The organism is Streptomyces sp. Wb2n-11 (genome assembly GCF_001049855.1).
In the GTDB taxonomy this organism is placed as follows: domain Bacteria; phylum Actinomycetota; class Actinomycetes; order Streptomycetales; family Streptomycetaceae; genus Streptomyces; species Streptomyces altiplanensis.
The window spans coordinates 5,269,601-5,287,259 of record NZ_CVPB01000001.1 but is presented as its reverse complement, the minus strand read 5'-3'; the positions used below and the strand labels follow the sequence as shown (position 1 = coordinate 5,287,259).

General features: G+C 73.3%; 17 protein-coding genes and 2 pseudogenes. 7 read left to right on the top strand and 12 right to left on the bottom strand.

Features of this window, described 5'->3' with window-relative positions; all coding sequences use genetic code 11:
• Nucleotides 1-139: 139 nt before the first annotated feature.
• A pseudogene (locus BN1555_RS24070) lies at nucleotides 140-735 on the bottom strand (VIT1/CCC1 transporter family protein).
• 355 nt (nucleotides 736-1,090) lie between these two features.
• Here BN1555_RS24070 and BN1555_RS24065 point away from each other — a divergent pair.
• From BN1555_RS24065 to BN1555_RS24040, 6 genes are read left to right on the top strand one after another with little or no spacing between them, the layout of a single operon-like run.
• Entirely contained in the window at nucleotides 1,091-2,119 is a 1,029-nt protein-coding gene (locus BN1555_RS24065) for an ADP-ribosylglycohydrolase family protein (protein ID WP_093801327.1), read from the top strand.
• Nucleotides 2,116-3,264: an ADP-ribosylglycohydrolase family protein gene (locus tag BN1555_RS24060; protein ID WP_093801326.1), complete on the top strand. Its 1,149-nt coding sequence runs from the start codon at nucleotides 2,116-2,118 to the stop codon at nucleotides 3,262-3,264. Before BN1555_RS24065 ends, BN1555_RS24060 begins: the two co-directional genes overlap by 4 nt.
• A complete protein-coding gene (locus BN1555_RS24055; RefSeq protein ID WP_093801325.1) occupies nucleotides 3,261-4,418 on the top strand; it encodes an ADP-ribosylglycohydrolase family protein in 1,158 nt (385 codons plus the stop codon). Before BN1555_RS24060 ends, BN1555_RS24055 begins: the two co-directional genes overlap by 4 nt.
• A complete protein-coding gene (locus BN1555_RS24050; RefSeq protein ID WP_093801324.1) occupies nucleotides 4,415-5,992 on the top strand; it encodes an ADP-ribosylglycohydrolase family protein in 1,578 nt (525 codons plus the stop codon). Before BN1555_RS24055 ends, BN1555_RS24050 begins: the two co-directional genes overlap by 4 nt.
• The gene (locus BN1555_RS24045; RefSeq protein WP_093801323.1) at nucleotides 5,989-7,233 is read left to right on the top strand and encodes a CaiB/BaiF CoA transferase family protein; all 1,245 of its coding nucleotides are present in this window, start codon (nucleotides 5,989-5,991) and stop codon (nucleotides 7,231-7,233) included. Before BN1555_RS24050 ends, BN1555_RS24045 begins: the two co-directional genes overlap by 4 nt.
• Nucleotides 7,230-8,063 (top strand): HpcH/HpaI aldolase/citrate lyase family protein, encoded by an 834-nt coding sequence (locus BN1555_RS24040; RefSeq protein WP_093801322.1) that lies wholly within the window; start codon nucleotides 7,230-7,232, stop codon nucleotides 8,061-8,063. The genes BN1555_RS24045 and BN1555_RS24040 overlap by 4 nt, the downstream gene beginning before the upstream one ends.
• Before the next feature lie 26 nt (nucleotides 8,064-8,089).
• Here the strand turns inward: BN1555_RS24040 and lgt are convergent, their stop codons facing one another.
• From lgt to hisI, 11 genes and pseudogenes are all read right to left on the bottom strand, one after another.
• Nucleotides 8,090-9,019, bottom strand: coding sequence for a prolipoprotein diacylglyceryl transferase (gene lgt / locus BN1555_RS24035; RefSeq protein ID WP_093801321.1), 930 nt, complete (start codon nucleotides 9,017-9,019; stop codon nucleotides 8,090-8,092).
• A gap of 81 nt (nucleotides 9,020-9,100) precedes the next feature.
• Nucleotides 9,101-9,931, bottom strand: coding sequence for a DsbA family protein (locus BN1555_RS24030; RefSeq protein ID WP_093801320.1), 831 nt, complete (start codon nucleotides 9,929-9,931; stop codon nucleotides 9,101-9,103).
• A 72-nt stretch (nucleotides 9,932-10,003) separates the two neighbouring features.
• Nucleotides 10,004-10,828, bottom strand: a complete 825-nt coding sequence (gene trpA / locus BN1555_RS24025; RefSeq protein WP_093801319.1) for a tryptophan synthase subunit alpha — start codon at nucleotides 10,826-10,828, stop codon at nucleotides 10,004-10,006.
• Nucleotides 10,825-12,117 (bottom strand): tryptophan synthase subunit beta, encoded by a 1,293-nt coding sequence (trpB, locus tag BN1555_RS24020; RefSeq protein ID WP_093801318.1) that lies wholly within the window; start codon nucleotides 12,115-12,117, stop codon nucleotides 10,825-10,827. The genes trpA and trpB overlap by 4 nt, the downstream gene beginning before the upstream one ends.
• A gap of 95 nt (nucleotides 12,118-12,212) precedes the next feature.
• Nucleotides 12,213-12,464, bottom strand: a complete 252-nt coding sequence (gene trpM / locus BN1555_RS40520) for a tryptophan biosynthesis modulator TrpM (protein WP_093801317.1) — start codon at nucleotides 12,462-12,464, stop codon at nucleotides 12,213-12,215.
• An 11-nt stretch (nucleotides 12,465-12,475) separates the two neighbouring features.
• Nucleotides 12,476-13,285, bottom strand: coding sequence for an indole-3-glycerol phosphate synthase TrpC (gene trpC / locus BN1555_RS24010; RefSeq protein ID WP_093801316.1), 810 nt, complete (start codon nucleotides 13,283-13,285; stop codon nucleotides 12,476-12,478).
• 122 nt (nucleotides 13,286-13,407) lie between these two features.
• The gene (locus BN1555_RS24005; RefSeq protein WP_255306452.1) at nucleotides 13,408-13,857 is read right to left on the bottom strand and encodes a DUF2752 domain-containing protein; all 450 of its coding nucleotides are present in this window, start codon (nucleotides 13,855-13,857) and stop codon (nucleotides 13,408-13,410) included.
• Between the two features lie 100 nt (nucleotides 13,858-13,957).
• A complete protein-coding gene (locus BN1555_RS24000) occupies nucleotides 13,958-14,224 on the bottom strand; it encodes an HGxxPAAW family protein (protein WP_093801314.1) in 267 nt (88 codons plus the stop codon).
• Nucleotides 14,225-14,320: 96 nt separating this feature from the next.
• Entirely contained in the window at nucleotides 14,321-14,980 is a 660-nt protein-coding gene (locus BN1555_RS23995) for a TIGR02234 family membrane protein (protein WP_093801313.1), read from the bottom strand.
• 35 nt (nucleotides 14,981-15,015) lie between these two features.
• Nucleotides 15,016-16,503 (bottom strand): annotated as a pseudogene (locus BN1555_RS23990) (anthranilate synthase component I); the annotation flags it as partial.
• Between the two features lie 4 nt (nucleotides 16,504-16,507).
• Nucleotides 16,508-16,909 carry a phosphoribosyl-AMP cyclohydrolase gene (gene hisI, locus BN1555_RS23985; RefSeq protein ID WP_093803599.1) on the bottom strand — a complete coding sequence of 134 codons (402 nt, stop codon included), beginning with the start codon at nucleotides 16,907-16,909 and terminating at the stop codon, nucleotides 16,508-16,510.
• 104 nt (nucleotides 16,910-17,013) lie between these two features.
• Between hisI and BN1555_RS23980 the strand changes: the two genes are divergently transcribed.
• Nucleotides 17,014-17,652 carry a TIGR03085 family metal-binding protein gene (locus BN1555_RS23980; protein ID WP_093801311.1) on the top strand — a complete coding sequence of 213 codons (639 nt, stop codon included), beginning with the start codon at nucleotides 17,014-17,016 and terminating at the stop codon, nucleotides 17,650-17,652.
• Nucleotides 17,653-17,659: the final 7 nt, after the last annotated feature.

Genomic DNA, 17,659 nt, shown 5'->3' with positions numbered 1-17,659 from the left:
CACAGGTGGACAGACCGGTATGCGTCCGGCCGTCACGGAGCAGGCCTCATTGCCTGCGGCGTTGTGGGGTCATGCCCGGTGTTAGCGGAATCGAAACCACCGGGTAACAGACTACTTATGTGAAGCCCCGCATAGCGTCTCACCCTACGGCCGTTCCGAACAGAGCGCCGAGGGCGTACGTCACACCCGCCGCGGCCCCGCCGAGCGCCAGCTGCCGCAGCCCGCTGAACCACCAGGACCGTGCCGTCACCTTCGCCACCAGCGCTCCGCAGGCGAAGAGGCCGACGAGCGCGAGCAGCACCGCGGGCCACATCGTCGAGGCCCCGAGCAGGTACGGCAGTACGGGCAGCAGGGCGCCCAGCGCGAACGCCCCGAACGACGATACGGCGGCGACCAGGGGCGAGGGAAGGTCCCCGGGGTCGATACCGAGCTCCTCGCGGGCGTGGATCTCCAGCGCCTGCTCGGGGTCCCTGGACAGCTGGGTGGCGACCTCGCGCGCCAGCCCCGCCTCGACCCCCGCGACTCGTAGAGCGCGGCGAGCTCCTCCAGCTCGTCCTTGGGATGCTTGAGCAACTCACGCCGCTCGACGTCCAGTTCGGCCTCCACCAGCTCCCGCTGCGAGGCCACGGAGGTGTATTCGCCCGCCGCCATGGAGAAGGCTCCGGCGGCCAGTCCGGCGAGCCCGGTGATGACGATCGCCTGCTGGCCCACGGATCCGCCGGCGACACCCGTCATCAGCGCCAGGTTGGACACCAGACCGTCCATCGCGCCGAAGACCGCGGGGCGCAGCCAACCCCCGTTCACGTCACGGTGCGTGTGGTTGTCGCGGTGCGCCTCGTGCAGCGTCGCCTCGGTCTCGATGATGGCCATTTCGCCCGTTCCCCTCTCGCCGGAGGCGGGGCCGTGTGCGGCCCGCTCCACCCCCTCAACGCCATCGAAAGTACGCACGATTCAGACCCCCCGCCAGCAAGGCAGGCCGTACTTACCCGCAGCTCAGACCCCACGCCGACCGGGTGACGCTGACGTTTCGAAGCCTTTGCCGGGCCCTGGCGTGGCACAGATCCAGGAACGAGCCCAGGGAGTTGACTGCATGCAATCCCGCACCGATCACGGTCGCGCGCTTCAGGCCCTGCGCGGACTTCACGCCGTACGCGCGCTCCGCGACCGGGGGCGGGGCGCCCTGCTGGGGCTGGCGGTGGGCGACGCGCTCGGGGCCCCCGCGGAGAACATGAAGCCTTCCGAGATCCGCCGCCGTTGGGGCCGTATCGAAGGCTTCGTGTCCTCCGACCCCGCCGGTACGGACGACACGGAGTACGCCATCTTCTCCGGCCTCCTCCTCGCCCGCCACGGCTCGGCGCTCACCGTGGCCCACGTCGAGAACGCGTGGCACCTGTGGATCGCCGACCTGGACGAGGGCCCCTTCCGCGGCGCGGGCTTCAGCGAACGCGGCACGCTGGAGAACCTCCGCCGGGGCCTGGCCGCGCCCATCTCCGCCCAGCACCGCCACGCGTGGAGCGACGGCCTCGCGATGCGCGCCGCGCCGTTCGGCGTCTTCGCGGCGGGCCGCCCGGCGGAGGCGGCGCGCCTGGTCGCGATCGACGGCTGTGTGAGCCACGAGGGCGAGGGCATCTACGGCGGCCAGGCGGTGGCGGCGGGCGTGGCGGCGGCCATGACGGGCGCCACCGCCGCCGCGATCACCGCTGCGGCCCTCTCGGTCATCCCGTCCGACTCCTGGACGGCCCGCTCCCTGCGCCGCGCGGTGGCCGCCGCCCCGCAGGGCGAACGCGCGGTCCGCTCGGCGGTGGTGATCGGCGGCTACCCCTGGACGGACCTGGCCCCCGAAGCGGTGGGCCTGGCCTTCGGAGCGTTCGCGGCGTCCCACGGCGACTTCACCGCCTCGGTGCTCACGGCGGTCAACATGGGCCGCGACGCGGACACCACGGCAGCGGTGGCGGGCGCCCTGGCCGGCGCCCTGTGCGGCACGGGCGCGATCCCCCCGGCCTGGTCGTCGGCGATCGCCCCGGCACGGGGCAGCTGCCTCCCCTCCATGCGGGGCCACCACGTCCTGGACGTGGCGGACCTGCTGGCCCCGGACGACGATCCCCCGGCAGCCTCATGACTCCCTACAACCCCCCGCAGGCCGCGCCCCGGACCACACCGGACGCCCCGGCCGGCCCCGCCGCCCCGGACCTCCGCCGCGTCGAGGGTCTCCTCCTCGGCCTGGCGGCGGGCGACGCCGCCGGCTGGCCCGCCGCCCGCCACCGCGCCGCCCGCATGCCCGACTGGACCCGTCGCCTCACTCGCGAACTCGACACCTTCGCCGAGCAGAACGCCACCACCACCCTCCCCGTCCCCATCGCCCTCAACCAGCCCCCCGAGCCCCTGCGCCTGGGCCCCTCCGACGACGCGGAGTGGGCCGCCTTCACCGGCGTCACGATCCTGGACACCGCCCCCGGCACGATCCGCGCCGCGGTCGACCGCGCCTGGACCGCCCTCGCCGCCGAGGTCGCCGCCGCCGCCGACCGCGCCCCCGAGGTCGAGTCCGCCGTACTCCCCCTCCGCGCCCGGATCTCCGTACGCGCCGGTCTCGGCAACCTCGCCACCGGCCTGCGCCCGCCCGCGACCGGCCACGACAACCCGCACTACTTCGACGACGCCGCCTGCGTCCGCGCCTGCGTCCTCGCCACCGCCCACCCCGGCGACCCGGCCGCCGCCGCCGAGCTCGCCGAGTTCGACGCCCGCTACACCCAGGACGGCGACGGCGTCCACGGGGCCCGCGCCATGGCCGCGGCGGTCGCGGCGGCCCTCGGCGGCGCCGGAGTCGACGAAGCCGTGGACGCCGCCCTCGCCCAGCTCCCCGAAGCCACCGAGATCGGCCGCAACGCGACCCACGCCGTACGTCTGGCCGCAGCCACCACCGGCGCCTTCGCCCTGGTCCCCACCCTCGAACACCAGATCGTCGACCACGTCTACAGCTACGGCATCGCCGCCGCCGAAACCGTCCCCGTGGCCCTCGCCCTCGCCACCGCCGCCCGCGGCCGTGTCACCGAGGCCGTGCCCGCCGCCGCCTGCCTGTCCCGCGTCGCCGACTCCGCCCCCGCCCTCTCCGGCGCGCTGACCGGCGCGCTCTGCGGCGGCGACGCGCTCCCGCCCGGCTGGCGCGACACCTGCCGCACGCTGGTCGGCTGCGCCCTCCCCCGCCTGGCCGGCACCGATCTCATCGAACTCGCCGCACGACTCCACCATGAACGGATCCGGACATGACGACCTTCACCCCCCTCACACTCGAAGACCGCATCACCGGCAGCCTGATCGGCGCGGCGGTCGGCGACGCGCTCGGCGGCCCGGTCGAGGGCTGGACCCCCGAGCAGATTACCGAACGGCACGGCGGCCGCGTCCACGGCATCGTCGGCCCCTTCCACGAGGACTGGCGTACGGCGCGCCCCATCGCCCCGTACCACAAGGGCGACGGCCACATCACCGACGACACCCTCATGACGCACGCCCTGATCCGCGTGTACGACGCCGTGCGCGACCACCTGGACGCCTACGCGATCGCCGACCACCTCGTCCCCCAGCTCATCGAAAAGCCCGTCTACATCCCGGAGTTGGAAACGGAAGCCCTTCCCCTCCAGCGCGTCTTCCTCGCCGAGAAGTGGATCGTCGCCCGCCTCCACTACGGTCACGTGGACCCCCGGGAAGCCGGCACCGGAAACATCGTCAACTGCGGCGCCGCGATGTACATGGCACCGGTCGGCCTGGTCAACGCGGGCAACCCGGCATCCGCGTACGCCGAGGCGATCGACATCGCCGGCGCCCACCAGTCCTCGTACGGGCGCGAGGCGGCCGGCGTCTTCGCCGCGGCCGTGGCCGCCGCCTGCGCCCCCGACGCGACACCGGCCACCGTCGTCGACACCTGCCTCTCCCTCGCCAAGGACGGCACCCGCGCAGCGATCGAAGCGGTGGCCGAAGCGGCGGTCCGCCACCACGACTTCGAGTCGGCGCTCACCCCCCTCCGCGACGCCGTCGCCCCCTTCGACACCGTCGGCCCGGACTACCGCAGGCCGACCCTCGCCGCCCGCCGCCCCTCCCGCCTGCACTCCATCGAGGAACTCCCCGTCGCCCTGGGCATGCTCCTCGTGGCCGGAGGCGACTACCGCCACACCGTCCTGGGCTCGGTCAACTACGGCCGCGACTGCGACTCGATCGCCACGATGAGCGGCGCCCTCTCCGGGGCGCTGCACGGCGAGGCGGCCGTCCCCTCCGACTGGGCGAAAACAGTCGCCGAAGCGAGCCGCACCGACCTGCACGCTCCCGCCCGCACCCTGATCGATGTGGCCCGCGAGGTGTACGTCCGGGACACGCAGCGCCGCGACGCCCACAGAACGGCGTTCGAGGCACTGACGGGCACGTCATGAGTCTCCGGCTGACCTGGGTCCAGCCGGAGGACCTGATCGCCCACGAACTCCGCCAGGCATGCGAGGACGGCCGCGACACGGCAGAGATCCGCGCCCGCTGGCACCGGGCGGGCGGCCCGCTCGCACCCCCCGTCACGGGCGTGTCCGCCACCCCCGCGCCCCCGCACCTGCGCGCCCTGGCCGAAGTCCTCCTCGACGAACTGCACCACCTCCCCTCCCCCTTGGCCCGGGCCGAACCGACCTCTCTGCCCGCCATCAGGTCCGCCTGCCCGGCCTGGCCCCTCCCGGCGAGCCCGGCGCCGGGAGGGGGCGCGCCGGGGCGCTCCCCGCAGGGCGCCGGACGCGACCGCCCCGAAGAGAAACCCGTACCCGAACGTGCGGCGCCCGAGGAGACACCCCGGCGCGGCACCGGTCCCCACGTCCCCGCACCCGCGCTGTCCCCGGAGCCAGAACCGGCCCCCCTCCTCGACCGCCTGCACGCCGCCTGGCTGGGCCGCGCCGCCGGCTGCCTCCTCGGCAAACCCGTCGAGAAGCTCCCCCTCCCCGCCATCCGCCACCTGGCCACCGCCGCCGGCAACTGGCCCCTGCGCACCTGGTTCACCGCCCGCGGCGTCCCCGCCGCCCTCCTGGCCCGCCACCCCTGGAACCGCCGCTCCGCGCCCACCTCCCTCGCCGAGAACATCGACGGCATGCCCGAGGACGACGACCTGAACTACCCCCTCCTGGGCCTGCTCCTCCTCCAGCGCCACACCAAGGCCTTCACCACCGCCCACCTCGCCCGCCTCTGGCTGGACGAACTCCCGGCCGGCCGCACGTTCACCGCCGAGCGCATCGCCTACCGCAACCTCCTCCAAGGACTGACACCCCCTCACACCGCTACCCACCGCAACCCGTTCCGCGAATGGATCGGCGCCCTGATCCGCGCCGACATCCACGGCTGGACGCACCCCGGCGACCCGGCCGCCGCCGCCGGCCAGGCCCACCGGGACGCGGTCCTCACCCACACCGCCAACGGCGTGTACGGCGCGATGTTCATCGCGGCGGCCATCGCCGAAGCCGCCGCCGGCACCACCGACGTACACCACTGCCTGCGCACCGGCCTGAGCGTCGTCCCCCCGGAGTCCCGTCTGGCCCGAGCGGTCCGCCACGGCATCGAGGCAGCACGCGCCGCAACCGCCTTCGACGCCGTCGTGGACGACCTCCACGCCGCCTACGGCCACCACCACTGGGTGCACGTGGTCCCGAACGCCGCACTCGTCGCCGCCGCCCTCACCCACGCCGACGGCGACTTCACCGCCTCGATCTGCCGGGCCGTGTCCGGCGGCTGGGACACGGACTCCAACGGTGCCACCGCCGGCAGCATCGCGGGCCTCCTCGCAGGCTCCCCGGAAGCCCTCCCCGCCCACTGGACCGCCCCCCTCCGCAACCGCCTGGCCACGTCCGTCGCCGGCCTCGACGGCATCGGCTTCGACACCCTCGCCCGCCTCACCCTCGTAGAGGCGCACCGCACCGCGCCCGCCGGCGCGTCATGCCCTGAACCCAAGCCCGAATCCCAGGTGAAGAACTCCCCATGACCCGAACGCCCCCCACCACCGAGGCCGCTCCCGCCGAAGCCGCTCCCGCCACGCCGCCGCCGCTCACCGGCCTCCGCGTCCTGGACCTGGCCACCCTCTTCGCCGGCCCCCTCGCCGCCACCATGCTCGGCGACTTCGGCGCGGACGTGATCAAGGTCGAGCATCCCACCAGGCCCGACCCGTCCCGAGGCCACGGCCCCGCCAAAGAAGGCATCGGCCTGTGGTGGAAGCTCCTGGGCCGCAACAAGCGCACCATCACCCTCGACCTCTCCGCCCCCACCGGCCGCGACGCCCTCCTCCGCCTGGCCGCCACCACCGACGTGATCATCGAGAACTTCCGCCCCGGCACCCTGGAGAAATGGGGCCTCGGCCCGGCGGAACTGAGCGCGGCCAACCCCCGCCTGGTCCTGGTCCGTGTCACCGGCTTCGGCCAGTCCGGCCCGTACTCCCACCGCCCGGGTTTCGGCACGCTCGCCGAGGCGATGAGCGGCTTCGCGGCGATCACCGGCGAACCGGAGGGCCCGCCCACGCTCCCCCCGTTCGGCCTGGCCGACTCGATCACTGCGCTCGCGACCGCCTACGCCGTGATGACCGCGCTCACGGCCCGCGCCACGACCCACCGCGGCCAGGTGGTCGACATGGCCATCATCGAACCGATCCTCACGGTCCTCGGCCCCCACCCCCTCTGGTACGACCAGCTCGGCTACGTCCAGCCCCGTACCGGCAACCGCTCCCGCAACAACGCCCCCCGCAACACCTACCGCACCGCCGACGGCGCCTGGGTGGCCGTCTCCACCTCGGCCCAGTCCGTCGCGGAACGCGTGATGCGCCTGGTGGGCCGCCCCGACCTCGTCGACGAGCCGTGGTTCACCACGGGCAGCGGCCGCGCCGAGCACGCCGACGAACTCGACGAGGCGGTCGGCCACTGGATCGCCCGCCACACCCGGGCCGACACACTCGCCGCGTTCGAGAAAGCCGAAGCGGCGATCGCCCCCGTCTACGACATCCAGGACGTCATGGCCGACCCCCAGTACCGCGCCCTGGACACCATCACCACGGTCCAGGACCCCGAACTCGGCCCGCTGCGCATGCAGAACGTCCTCTTCCGCCTCTCCGAGACGCCCGGCGCGATCCGCTGGGCGGGACGCCCGCACGGCGCGGACACGGACGCGGTCCTGACCGAGGCCGGCCTGTCCGAGGCCGAGATCGCCGCCCTGCGCGCCACCGGCGGCACGCGATGACCGCACCCACGCCCCTGACCTGGCTGTACGTACCGGGTGACCGCCCCGAGACCGTCGCCAAGGCGCTGCGCGCGGGCGCCGACGCCGTGATCGTCGACCTGGAGGACGCGGTCGCGCCCGACCGCAAGGGGTACGCCCGCTCCGCGACCGCCGAGCTGCTCACCGAGCGGCCCTCCACCCCCGTCCACGTCCGCGTGAACACCCTGGACAGCCCGTTCGCCGAGGCGGATCTGCACGTCCTGGTCGGGCTGCCCGGCCTGTCGGCCCTCCGCGTCCCCAAGGTCACGGACCCGGCCGAGGTCCGGTACGTCGCGAACACGATGCCGGACGTGCCGCTGTACGCCCTGCTCGAATCGGCACTCGCCATCGAGCGCGCCCACGCCATCGCCGGCGCGCACCCCTCGCTGCGCGGTATCGCGCTCGGTGAGGCCGACCTCCGCGCGGATCTGGGCGTACGGGACGACACCGGGCTCGCGTGGCCGCGCAGCCGGGTGGTGGTCGCCGCCCGGGCGGCGGGCCTGGAGCCGCCGGCCCAGTCGGTGTACCCGGACATCCGGGACCTGGAAGGGCTGGCGGCCTCGTGCGCCCGGGGCCGGGCCCTGGGCTTCCTGGGCCGTACGGCGGTGCACCCCCGCCAGCTGCCGGTGATCGAGCGCGCCTTCCTGCCCACTCCCCGGGAGGTGGAAGAAGCCGAGGAGATCGTCAAGGCGGCGGCCGCGGACCGGGGCGCGCTGGCGCTTCCCGACGGCCGGTTCGTGGACGCGGCGGTGGTCGCGACCGCCCACCGGACCCTGGCCCTGGCGTCCCGTACCCCTGCCGCCGGGCCGTAACCCGGCGGCCCCGGCCGCCGGAGGCGCTAGTCCTTGGCCTCGGCCCTGTCGCCGACACCGGCACCGGCATCGGCATCGGCATCGGCATCGGCATCGGCGCCACCCTCCGCCTCAGTCACCGCAGCCGCTTCGCCCTTGTCCGAAGGATCCGGCTCGACCGTCTCCTCGCGCCCCGGCCGGACCTTCGCCGAGATCACGAAGTACGCCACCGCGAACGCGAACACGACGATCGAGGTCCACACGTTCAGCCGGAGCCCCAGCACGTGGTGCGCCTCGTCGACCCGCATGTACTCGATCCAGCCGCGGCCCGTGCAGTACAGCGCGACGTACAGCGCGAAGACCCGGCCGTGCCCGAGCTCGAAGCGGCGGTCGGCCCAGATGACCAGCAGCGCGGCGCCGACGCACCACAGCGACTCGTACAGGAAGGTCGGGTGGTACGTCCCCGCTTCGCGGTTCACGCCCTCGGAGATCTTGAGCGCCCAGGGCAGGTCGGTCTCCCGCCCGTACAGCTCCTGGTTGAACCAGTTGCCCCAGCGGCCGATGGCCTGGGCGAAGGCGAGGCCGGGGGCCATGGCGTCGGCCCAGGCCGGCAGCGGGATCCCGCGGCGGCGGCAGCCGATCCAGGCGCCGACCGCGCCGAGGGCGACGGCGCCCCAGATACCGAGGCCGCCCTCCCAGATCTTGAAGGCGTCGACCCAGTTCCGGCCCTCTTTGAAGTACAGCTGGTAGTCGGTGACGACGTGGTAGAGCCGCCCGCCGACGAGGCCGAAGGGAACCGCCCATACGGCGATGTCGGCCACCGTGCCGGCTTTGCCCCCCCGGGCGATCCAGCGCTTGTTGCCGTACCAGACGGCCACAAAAACGCCAATGATGATGCAGAACGCGTAGCCGCGGAGCGGGATCGGTCCGAGCTCGATCACACCGGTCGACGGGCTGGGGATATAGGCAAGTTCCATGGCAGGGTCGACGCTACCCTGCCGGGTGGGAGGTACGGCAACCCACCCGGCAACGTCTGGATAACGAGCCCGGCGCACGTACTACGGCGTCGCCGCGGGTGAGGCGGTCGCCGTCCCCGCCTTTTTGCCCCTGTTCGCCTCCGCGACCCACTTCTTCAGATTCTCCTGCGTGATCTGCTCGTTGCCCTTCTTCGGGAAGACGGACTCCCCGTTGAGCAGCACGGTCGGCGTGCCTCGGAAGTCGCCCTTCTCGAAGGCTTCATTGGCCTTCCGCACCCAGCTGTCGTGCGTCCCGTCGTTCACACACTGCTTGAACGTTTCGGTGACGAGCCCGTCGACCTTGCCCGCCAGCTCGATCAGGCGGCTGTTCCTGCCGAAGGCGTCGTCGACCTCCGGCGGCTGGTTCTGGTAGAGCACGTCGTGGTACGGCGCGAACTTTCCGGCGTCCTGCGCGCACGCGGCGGCGTTGGCCGCCCTCAGTGATCCGGTGCCGCCCATGTTCCGGTCGATGAGCGTGGCCAGGTGGTACTCGGTCCTGAGCTGTCCCGACGCCTCCAGCTCGTGGACCGTGTCCCGGAAGGCGTTCTCGAACTGGGCGCAGGCCGGGCAGCGGAAGTCCTCCCAGACCGTGAGCGTGGACGGCGCGTCCTTCGCCCCCACCGGGATCATCGGGTCGCCCTCGGCGTCCGTGCCCCTGGGCACCACGACGGGGCCCGCGCTGTCGTCGCTGCCCGAGTCCGAGCCCGAGTTCGCGGCGAGGACCCCGATCACGGCGGCCAGGCCCAGCACTCCGACCACGGCGGCGGACACGATCATGGTCCGCCTGCGCCTGTCACGCGCCTTCTGCGCCTCGCGCTCCTGCACCAGGCGCTCACGGGCGGTTCGTTTTCCGTCACGGTTTTTGTCACTCACACCCGCAGCAACGAACCGGGGAGGCGCCCGCGCGCCTCCCCGGTCCAGGTCCACTCGTACGGGCTACACCGCTCAGTTGTTCGCGCGGCCCCTGCGGACGCCTTCCGCCAACTCACCGGCGAGTGCCCGTACGGCGTCCAGGCCCGCGGCCGCGTCCGGAGCGTCCAGCAGCCGCTGGACGAAGGCGGAGCCGACGATCACGCCGTCGGCGAAGACCGCGACCTCCTCGGCCTGCACGGCGTTGGAGACCCCGAGCCCGACGCACACCGGCAGACCGGTCGTCGCCCGCGTCCGGCGCACCAGGTCCTGGGCCTGCGCGCCGACGGACTCGCGGGTGCCGGTGACGCCCATCAACGAGGCGGCGTAGACGAATCCCGAACCGGCCGCCGTGATGGTGGCGAGCCGCTCGTCCCTGCTGCTCGGCGCGACCACGAAGACCGTGGCCAGGCCGTGCTTCTCGGCGTGCTCGCGCCACAGCGCGGACTCCTGCACCGGCAGGTCGGGCAGGATGCAGCCCGCGCCGCCCGCCTCGGCCAGCTCCGCGGTGAAGCGCTCGACGCCGTACCGGTCGATCGGGTTCCAGTACGTCATGACCAGGACCGGGGCCCCGGTCGCCTCGTGCGCCTCGCGGACCGTGCGCATCACGTCGGCGATCTTCACGCCGCCGCGCAGCGCGATGTCGTCGGCGGTCTGGATGACCGGGCCGTCGAGGACCGGGTCGCTGTGCGGCAGACCGATCTCGACGACGTCCGCTCCGCCCGCGATGACCGCCTTGACGGCGTCGATCCCGCCGTCGACGGTCGGGAATCCGGCCGGGAGGTAGGCGATGAGGGCGGCCCGGTCCTCGGACTTGGCGCGCTCCAGGGTGTCGGCCAGCAGCTGAATGTTCCCGCTCACTTGGTGTCCCTCTGGATCTCGGCGGCGCCCTCGGCGGCGGAGGCGTCGGCCTCGACCGCGGCGTCGGTGTCGTACAGGCCGAAGTAGCGGGCGGCCGTGTCCATGTCCTTGTCGCCGCGCCCGGACAGGTTGACCAGGATCAGCCCGTCCTTGCCGAGCTCCTTGCCGAGCTCCAGCGCGCCGGCGAGCGCGTGGGCGCTCTCGATGGCCGGGATGATGCCCTCGGTGCGGGACAGGAGCAGCAGCGCCTGCATGGCCGCGTCGTCCGTCACGGCCCGGTACTCGCCGCGCCCGCTGTCCTTGAGGTACGCGTGCTCGGGGCCGATGCCGGGGTAGTCCAGGCCCGCCGAGATCGAGTAGGGCTCGGTGATCTGGCCCTCCTCGTCCTGGAGGACGTACGACCGGGAGCCGTGCAGGATGCCCGGCTCGCCCGCCGACAGGGTGGCCGCGTGCTCACCGGTCTCGATGCCGTGCCCGGCGGGTTCGCAGCCGACGAGGCGCACGTCCGTGTCCGGGATGAAGGCGTGGAAGAGGCCGATGGCGTTGGAGCCGCCGCCGACGCAGGCGACGGCGGCGTCGGGCAGGCGCCCCGTGCGCTCCAGGATCTGCCGGCGCGCCTCGACGCCGATGACCCGGTGGAAGTCGCGGACCATGGCGGGGAAGGGGTGCGGTCCGGCGACCGTGCCGAAGAGGTAGTGCGTACGGTCGACATTGGCGACCCAGTCGCGGAACGCCTCGTTGATGGCGTCCTTCAGGGTCCGGCTGCCGGACTTCACGGCGACGACCTCGGCGCCGAGCATCCGCATGCGGGCGACGTTGAGCGCCTGGCGCTGCGTGTCGATCTCGCCCATGTAGATGGTGCATTCGAGACCGAAGAGGGCGCAGGCGGTGGCGGTGGCGACGCCGTGCTGGCCGGCGCCGGTCTCCGCGATCACACGGGTCTTGCCCATGCGCTTGGTGAGCAGCGCCTGGCCCAGCACGTTGTTGATCTTGTGCGAGCCGGTGTGGTTGAGGTCCTCGCGCTTGAGGAAGATCCGTGCGCCGCCCGCGTGTCCGGCGAACCGCGACACCTCGGTGAGCGAGCTGGGCCGGCCCGTGTAGTTGACCATGAGCTCGTTCAGCTCGGCCGCGAAGGCCGGGTCGGTCTTGGCCTTGTCGTACTCGACGGCGACCTCGTCGACCGCCGCGACGAGCGCCTCGGGGATGAACTTGCCGCCGTACGCGCCGAAGTAGCCCTCGACGCTGGGGACGGTGCCCTCGGGGTCCGGAATGAAGAAGTCAGAAGACATCCGACGTACTCCTCAGAAGGGGCTCGCGCCCCATGGAAGATCAACGAGTGGACTTCACCGTATGCGCCGCGCGCGAGTCCGCCCCGGTACGCCGCTCAGGGCGTGCGTACGGGCAGGACGGATCGCTGCGGTGCGCCTTCGGTGCGCCATCGCATGCCGTTGATCTGGCCGGGCTCGGAACCGATGTGGTACCGCACCCGGCGTCCTCGCACCCGCCGCGCCGGAGCCCGGCACCCGCGCGGACGGCACCCGCGCGCCAGCGGCGCGTGCGGGTCGCGCGCCCGCGCCCCGGCGAGCGGGCGAAGGCCCGGCCGGGTGCGTGCGGCGGTACGGCGGAGAGCGGTCATGGGGGTTTCGGTCAGCTCCGGCCGTGGCGCAGGGCCGGGTGGGCGCCCGCGGCGACGAGGTCGGCGACGGCGCCCTTCGGATCGCGGCCGGTGACCAGGGACTCGCCCACGAGCACCGCGTCGGCGCCCGCGTTGGCGTACGCGATCAGGTCGTGCGGGCCGCGGACGCCGGACTCGGCGACCGTGACGACGCCCGCGGGGATCTCCGGGGCGACCCGCTCGAACGTGCCGCGGTCGACCTTGAGCGTCTTGAGGTCGCGCGCGTTGATTCCGATGATCTTCGCGCCGGCCTCGACCGCGCGCTCGACCTCTTCCTCGTCGTGCGCCTCGACCAGCGGCGTCAGCCCGATGGACTCGGCCCGCTCGATCAGCGAGACCAGGGCCTCCTGCTCCAGGGCGGCCACGATCAGCAGCGCCAGGTCGGCGCCGTACGCCCGCGCCTCCCACAGCTGGTAGGCCGTGACGATGAAGTCCTTGCGCAGCACCGGGATGTCGACCCTGGCGCGTACGGCCTCCAGGTCGGCCAGCGAGCCGCCGAAGCGCCGCTGCTCGGTGAGTACGGAGATGACGGCCGCGCCGCCCGCCTCGTAGTCGGCGGCGAGCCCGGCGGGATCGGCGATCGCGGCGAGCGCGCCCTTGGAGGGACTGGAACGCTTGACCTCGCAGATGACCTTGACGCCGTCGCCGCGCAGCGCGGCGACTCCGTCCTTGGCCGGGGACGCCTTGGCCACGCGGTCCTTGAGCTCGTCGAGACTGACGCTTGCCTGCCGCTCCGCAAGGTCGGCGAGCACGCCTTCAATGATCTCGTCGAGCACACTCACGCGAGCGGTCCCCTTCCGGGACGGTGATGACTGTCGGTGGGCCGGGATCAGCCATACCAATGGTATCCGCAGGAGGCCTCAGGTCTCGCACCGACCGGGCGCCAGTCCCACTCCCTGGAACTTCACGGAGCGAGCGACGAGCCGAACGGCAGGTTCCGGACGACGCTGAAGACCGCCGCCACCACGCCGATGCTCCACCAGTGGACGGGCCTGAGGGTGATCCGCGTCGGGGTTCCCCGGGCCGCGCGTACCACCCATACGGACCAGAGCACGGCGAAGACCCCGTAGCCGACGACCGCCATGGCGTTGGAACCGAACGCACCGGCCAGATCGCCGGTGGCGGCGGCGTGCGCGCTGCGCAGGCCGCCGCAGCCGGGGCAGTAGATCCCGGTGAGCTGGAGCAGCGGGCAGACCGGGTAGTGGCCCGGCTCGTTGGGGTCGACGGCGCCGACGTACGCGAAGGCCGCGGCGACGCCCGCCAGCGTGACCGCCGGTGCGGCGAGCCGCCGGGCGAGTGGGGCCGCAGCGGGGCCGGCAGGGGCGGGCGAGGGGGGCTGGGCAGGCGAAGGCATGGCGTCCACGCGCCGATTGTCCCCGCTCATGAGGAAAGGCGCAGCCCCCGGGGGCTGCGCCTCGCGTCAGAACCGCGTCCGCGCCGGGATCCGCGCTGGGTCAGTGGGTCTGGATCTGGCTCAGGGGCTGCGCCCGGCCGGCCTCTTCACGCGCCCGCCGCGCTTCCTCGGACTCCTTCGGCGCGCCGAGACCCGCGGCCTTCATGGCCAGGCCGACGACACCACCGAGCAGGATCACGACGATTCCGGCCCAGAAGCCGAGCGGATTGGCCAGCACCGTGAAGGCGCCCGAAATGCAGAAACCGATGAAGGAGATGGTGACACCGGTCCAGGCGGCCGGGTTGTGTCCGTGGCTGCTGCCCGCCATGAGTTGCTCCTCGTTGCTGTTGCTCTGTGGTGAGTCCGTGAGTCGTGCGCTCGTCACTCATTGTCCCGTACGCGGACCGGCGGCGTGATCTCGGGGTCATGCGTCGCGCGTCGGGTCCTCACCGCGGTCGAGGGCCTTCCAGAGGTCCTCGGGCCGGTCCGGGTCCGGGGCGGCGGGCGCCCTGCGGGGCCGTGGGCTGCCGTCGCGCTCGTAACGGCCCGACATGGCGGGCCACTTCCGGCCGCACCACAGCGCGAGGAGGCCGGCGATCAGGATGAGCAGGCCGCCGGCCGCGGTCACGTACGGCCAGGCGGTGTGGCTCAGCGAGGAGGCCGTCGCGGCGGCGTCGCCGGTCATCTCCGCGGCCTTCTCGTCGAGGGCGGCTCCGCCGGACGCGCCGAGGAAGGCCGTGACGGCGGCGCCCGCGCCGCTCAGCGCGAGCAGCACGGAGACCAGCAGGCGGCCCGTCCTGCGGACGGCGAAGACCGCGACGAGCGCGGCGAGGCCGACGACGGCCAGCGCCGCGGGGGCGCCGGTGACGTCCTGGCCCTCGACGTCGAGCGGCAGCCTGCCGCCCCCGGCGGCCGCCGCGCCCTCGGCCCAGGTCCGGCCCGAGCCGAGGAGCACGACGGCGGCGCCGAGGGCACCGAGCAGCAGCGCGGCGGCGAGGCTGCGACGGCCCGTGGGGGCGGCCGGCGCGGCTTCGCTTCGCGGAATCGGAAGGGGTACGGGGGATGCGGCACTCACGTACTCCACTATCCCTTACGTCCCTTCCGCGCTCGGAGGGGGACTCAGAGGCGGTTCGCCGTGTGCACCGCGCGCAGCACCGCCGCCGCCTTGTTGCGGCACTCGGTGTCCTCGGCGACGGGGTCCGAATCCGCCACCACACCCGCGCCGGCCTGCACGTACGCCGTGCCGTCGCGGAGCAGGGCGGTGCGGATGGCGATGGCGGTGTCGGAGTCGCCCGCGAAGTCGAGGTAGCCGACGCAGCCGCCGTACAGGCCGCGCCGCGACGGCTCCAGCTCCTCGATGATCTGCATGGCGCGCGGCTTCGGGGCGCCGGAGAGCGTTCCGGCCGGGAAGCAGGCGGTCAGGACGTCGAAGGCGCTGAGGCCCGGCGCGACACGGCCCGTCACGGTCGACACGATGTGCATGACGTGCGAGTACCGCTCGACGGACATGAAGTCGACGACCTCGACGCTGCCGGGCTCGCAGACCCGGCCCAGGTCATTGCGGCCGAGGTCGACGAGCATCAGGTGCTCGGCGCGCTCCTTGGGGTCGGCGAGCAGTTCGTCGGCGAGCGCCTGGTCCTCCTGCGGCGTGGCGCCGCGCGGCCGGGTCCCGGCGATCGGGTGCACCATCGCGCGCCCGTCCTCGACCTTGACCAGCGCCTCGGGGCTGGAGCCGACGACGTCGAAGCCGTCGAAGCGGAAGAGGTACATGTACGGCGACGGGTTGGTGGCGCGCAGGACCCGGTAGACGTCCAGCGCGCTCGCCGTGCACGGCGTCTCGAAGCGCTGCGACGGTACGACCTGGAAGGCCTCGCCCGCGCGGATGCGCTCCTTGATGTCGTCGACGGCGGCCTGGTATGCCTCGCCGCCCCACAGGGCGGTGTACGGCGGGAGTGCGGAGGGGGGCAGGGCGGCGGGCGTGGTCGGCACGGCCCGGCTGAGGTCGGTCTCCATCGCGTCGAGCCGGGCGAGCGCGTCGGCGTACGCCTCGTCGACGCCCGTGTCGAGGTCGTTGTGGTTGATCGCGTTGGCGATCAGCAGGACCGAGCCGTCCCAGTGGTCGAGCACGGCGAGGTCCGAGGTGAGCAGCATGGTCAGCTCGGGCAGTTGGAGGTCGTCCCGCCCGTGCTCGCCGATCCTCTCCAGGCGGCGTACGACGTCGTACCCGAGGTAGCCGACCATGCCGCCGGTGAACGGCGGCAGGCCGCCCGCGAGGTCGCGCGGGGTGTGCAGGGCCTCGACGGTGGTCCGCAGCGCGTCGAGCGGGTCGCCGTCCACGGGTACGCCGACGGGCGGCGTACCGAGCCAGTGCGCCCGGCCGTCGCGGGCGGTGAGGGTGGCGGCGCTGCGCACGCCGACGAAGGAGTACCGGGACCAGGAGCGCCCGTTCTCGGCGGACTCCAGGAGGAAGGTGCCGGGGCGCTCGGCGGCGAGCTTGCGGTAGAGGCCGACCGGGGTGTCGCCGTCCGCGAGCAGCCTGCGGCTGACGGGGATGACACGGCGGTCGACGGCCAGCTTGCGGAAGGTCTCGATGTCCATGGTGTCGGTGGCCTTACTGCGCGAGCGCGAGCGGGAGGACGTCGGAGTCGAAGCAGGTGCGGTCGCCGGTGTGGCACGCGGCGCCGACCTGGTCGACCCGGACCAGCACGGTGTCGGCGTCGCAGTCGAGCGCGACGGACTTGACGTACTGGAAGTGTCCGGAGGTGTCGCCCTTGACCCAGTACTCCTGGCGGCTGCGCGACCAGTACGTGCAGCGGCCGGTGGTGAGGGTCCGGTGGAGCGCCTCGTCGTCCATCCAGCCGAGCATCAGCACCTCACCGGTGTCGTACTGCTGGGCGATGGCCGGTACCAGGCCGTCGGCGCTGCGCTTGAGGCGGGCTGCGACGGCGGGGTCGAGGCGGCTGGGGCGGGGGGTACCCGGGTGGGGGGTGCCTGGCTGGGGCGTGCTGGTCATGTGCGCCATTGTGCCGCGCCCGCGGGCTCCGGCACGGACGTCGTCCGGTCATTGGACGCGCGGCGCCGTGGTCGTGGCGGGGCAACGGCCGTACGCTGGCCATCATGTCGACCCATGCCAAGCGTGAACGGCTCCTTCTCGCAGATCTCCTGGAAGCGGCCGGACCCGACGCCCCGACGCTGTGCGACGGCTGGAAGACCCGCGATCTCGCCGCCCACATGGTGGTGCGCGAGCGCCGCGCGGACGCCGCGGGCGGGATAATGCTGGGGCCGCTGAAGGCCCGCCTGGAGCGGGTGCAGGCCGAGTTCGCCGCCAAGCCGTACGAGGAACTGATCCAGCTCATCCGTACGGGTCCGCCCCGCATGTCCCTGTACGCCCTCAAACAGGTCGACGAGGCCGCCAACACCGTCGAGTTCTACGTCCACGCCGAGGACGTCCGGCGGGCCCAGCCCGACTGGACGCCGCGCGAGCTCGACGCGGTCTTCGCCAACGCCCTGTGGTCGCGGATCGAGAAGATGGCCCGCGTCCTCGGCCGGAAGTCACCGGTGGGGATGGTGCTGCGGCGCCCGGACGGCCAGACTGCGGTGGCGCACCGCGGGACGCCGGTGGTGACGGTGACCGGCGAGCCGGGTGAGCTGGTGCTGTTCGCCTTCGGGCGGCAGGACGCGGCGCGGGTGGAGCTGGAGGGCGACAAGGACGCGATCTCCCGTCTCCAGGACGCCAGGCTCGGTATCGCCATGTAGCGGACGA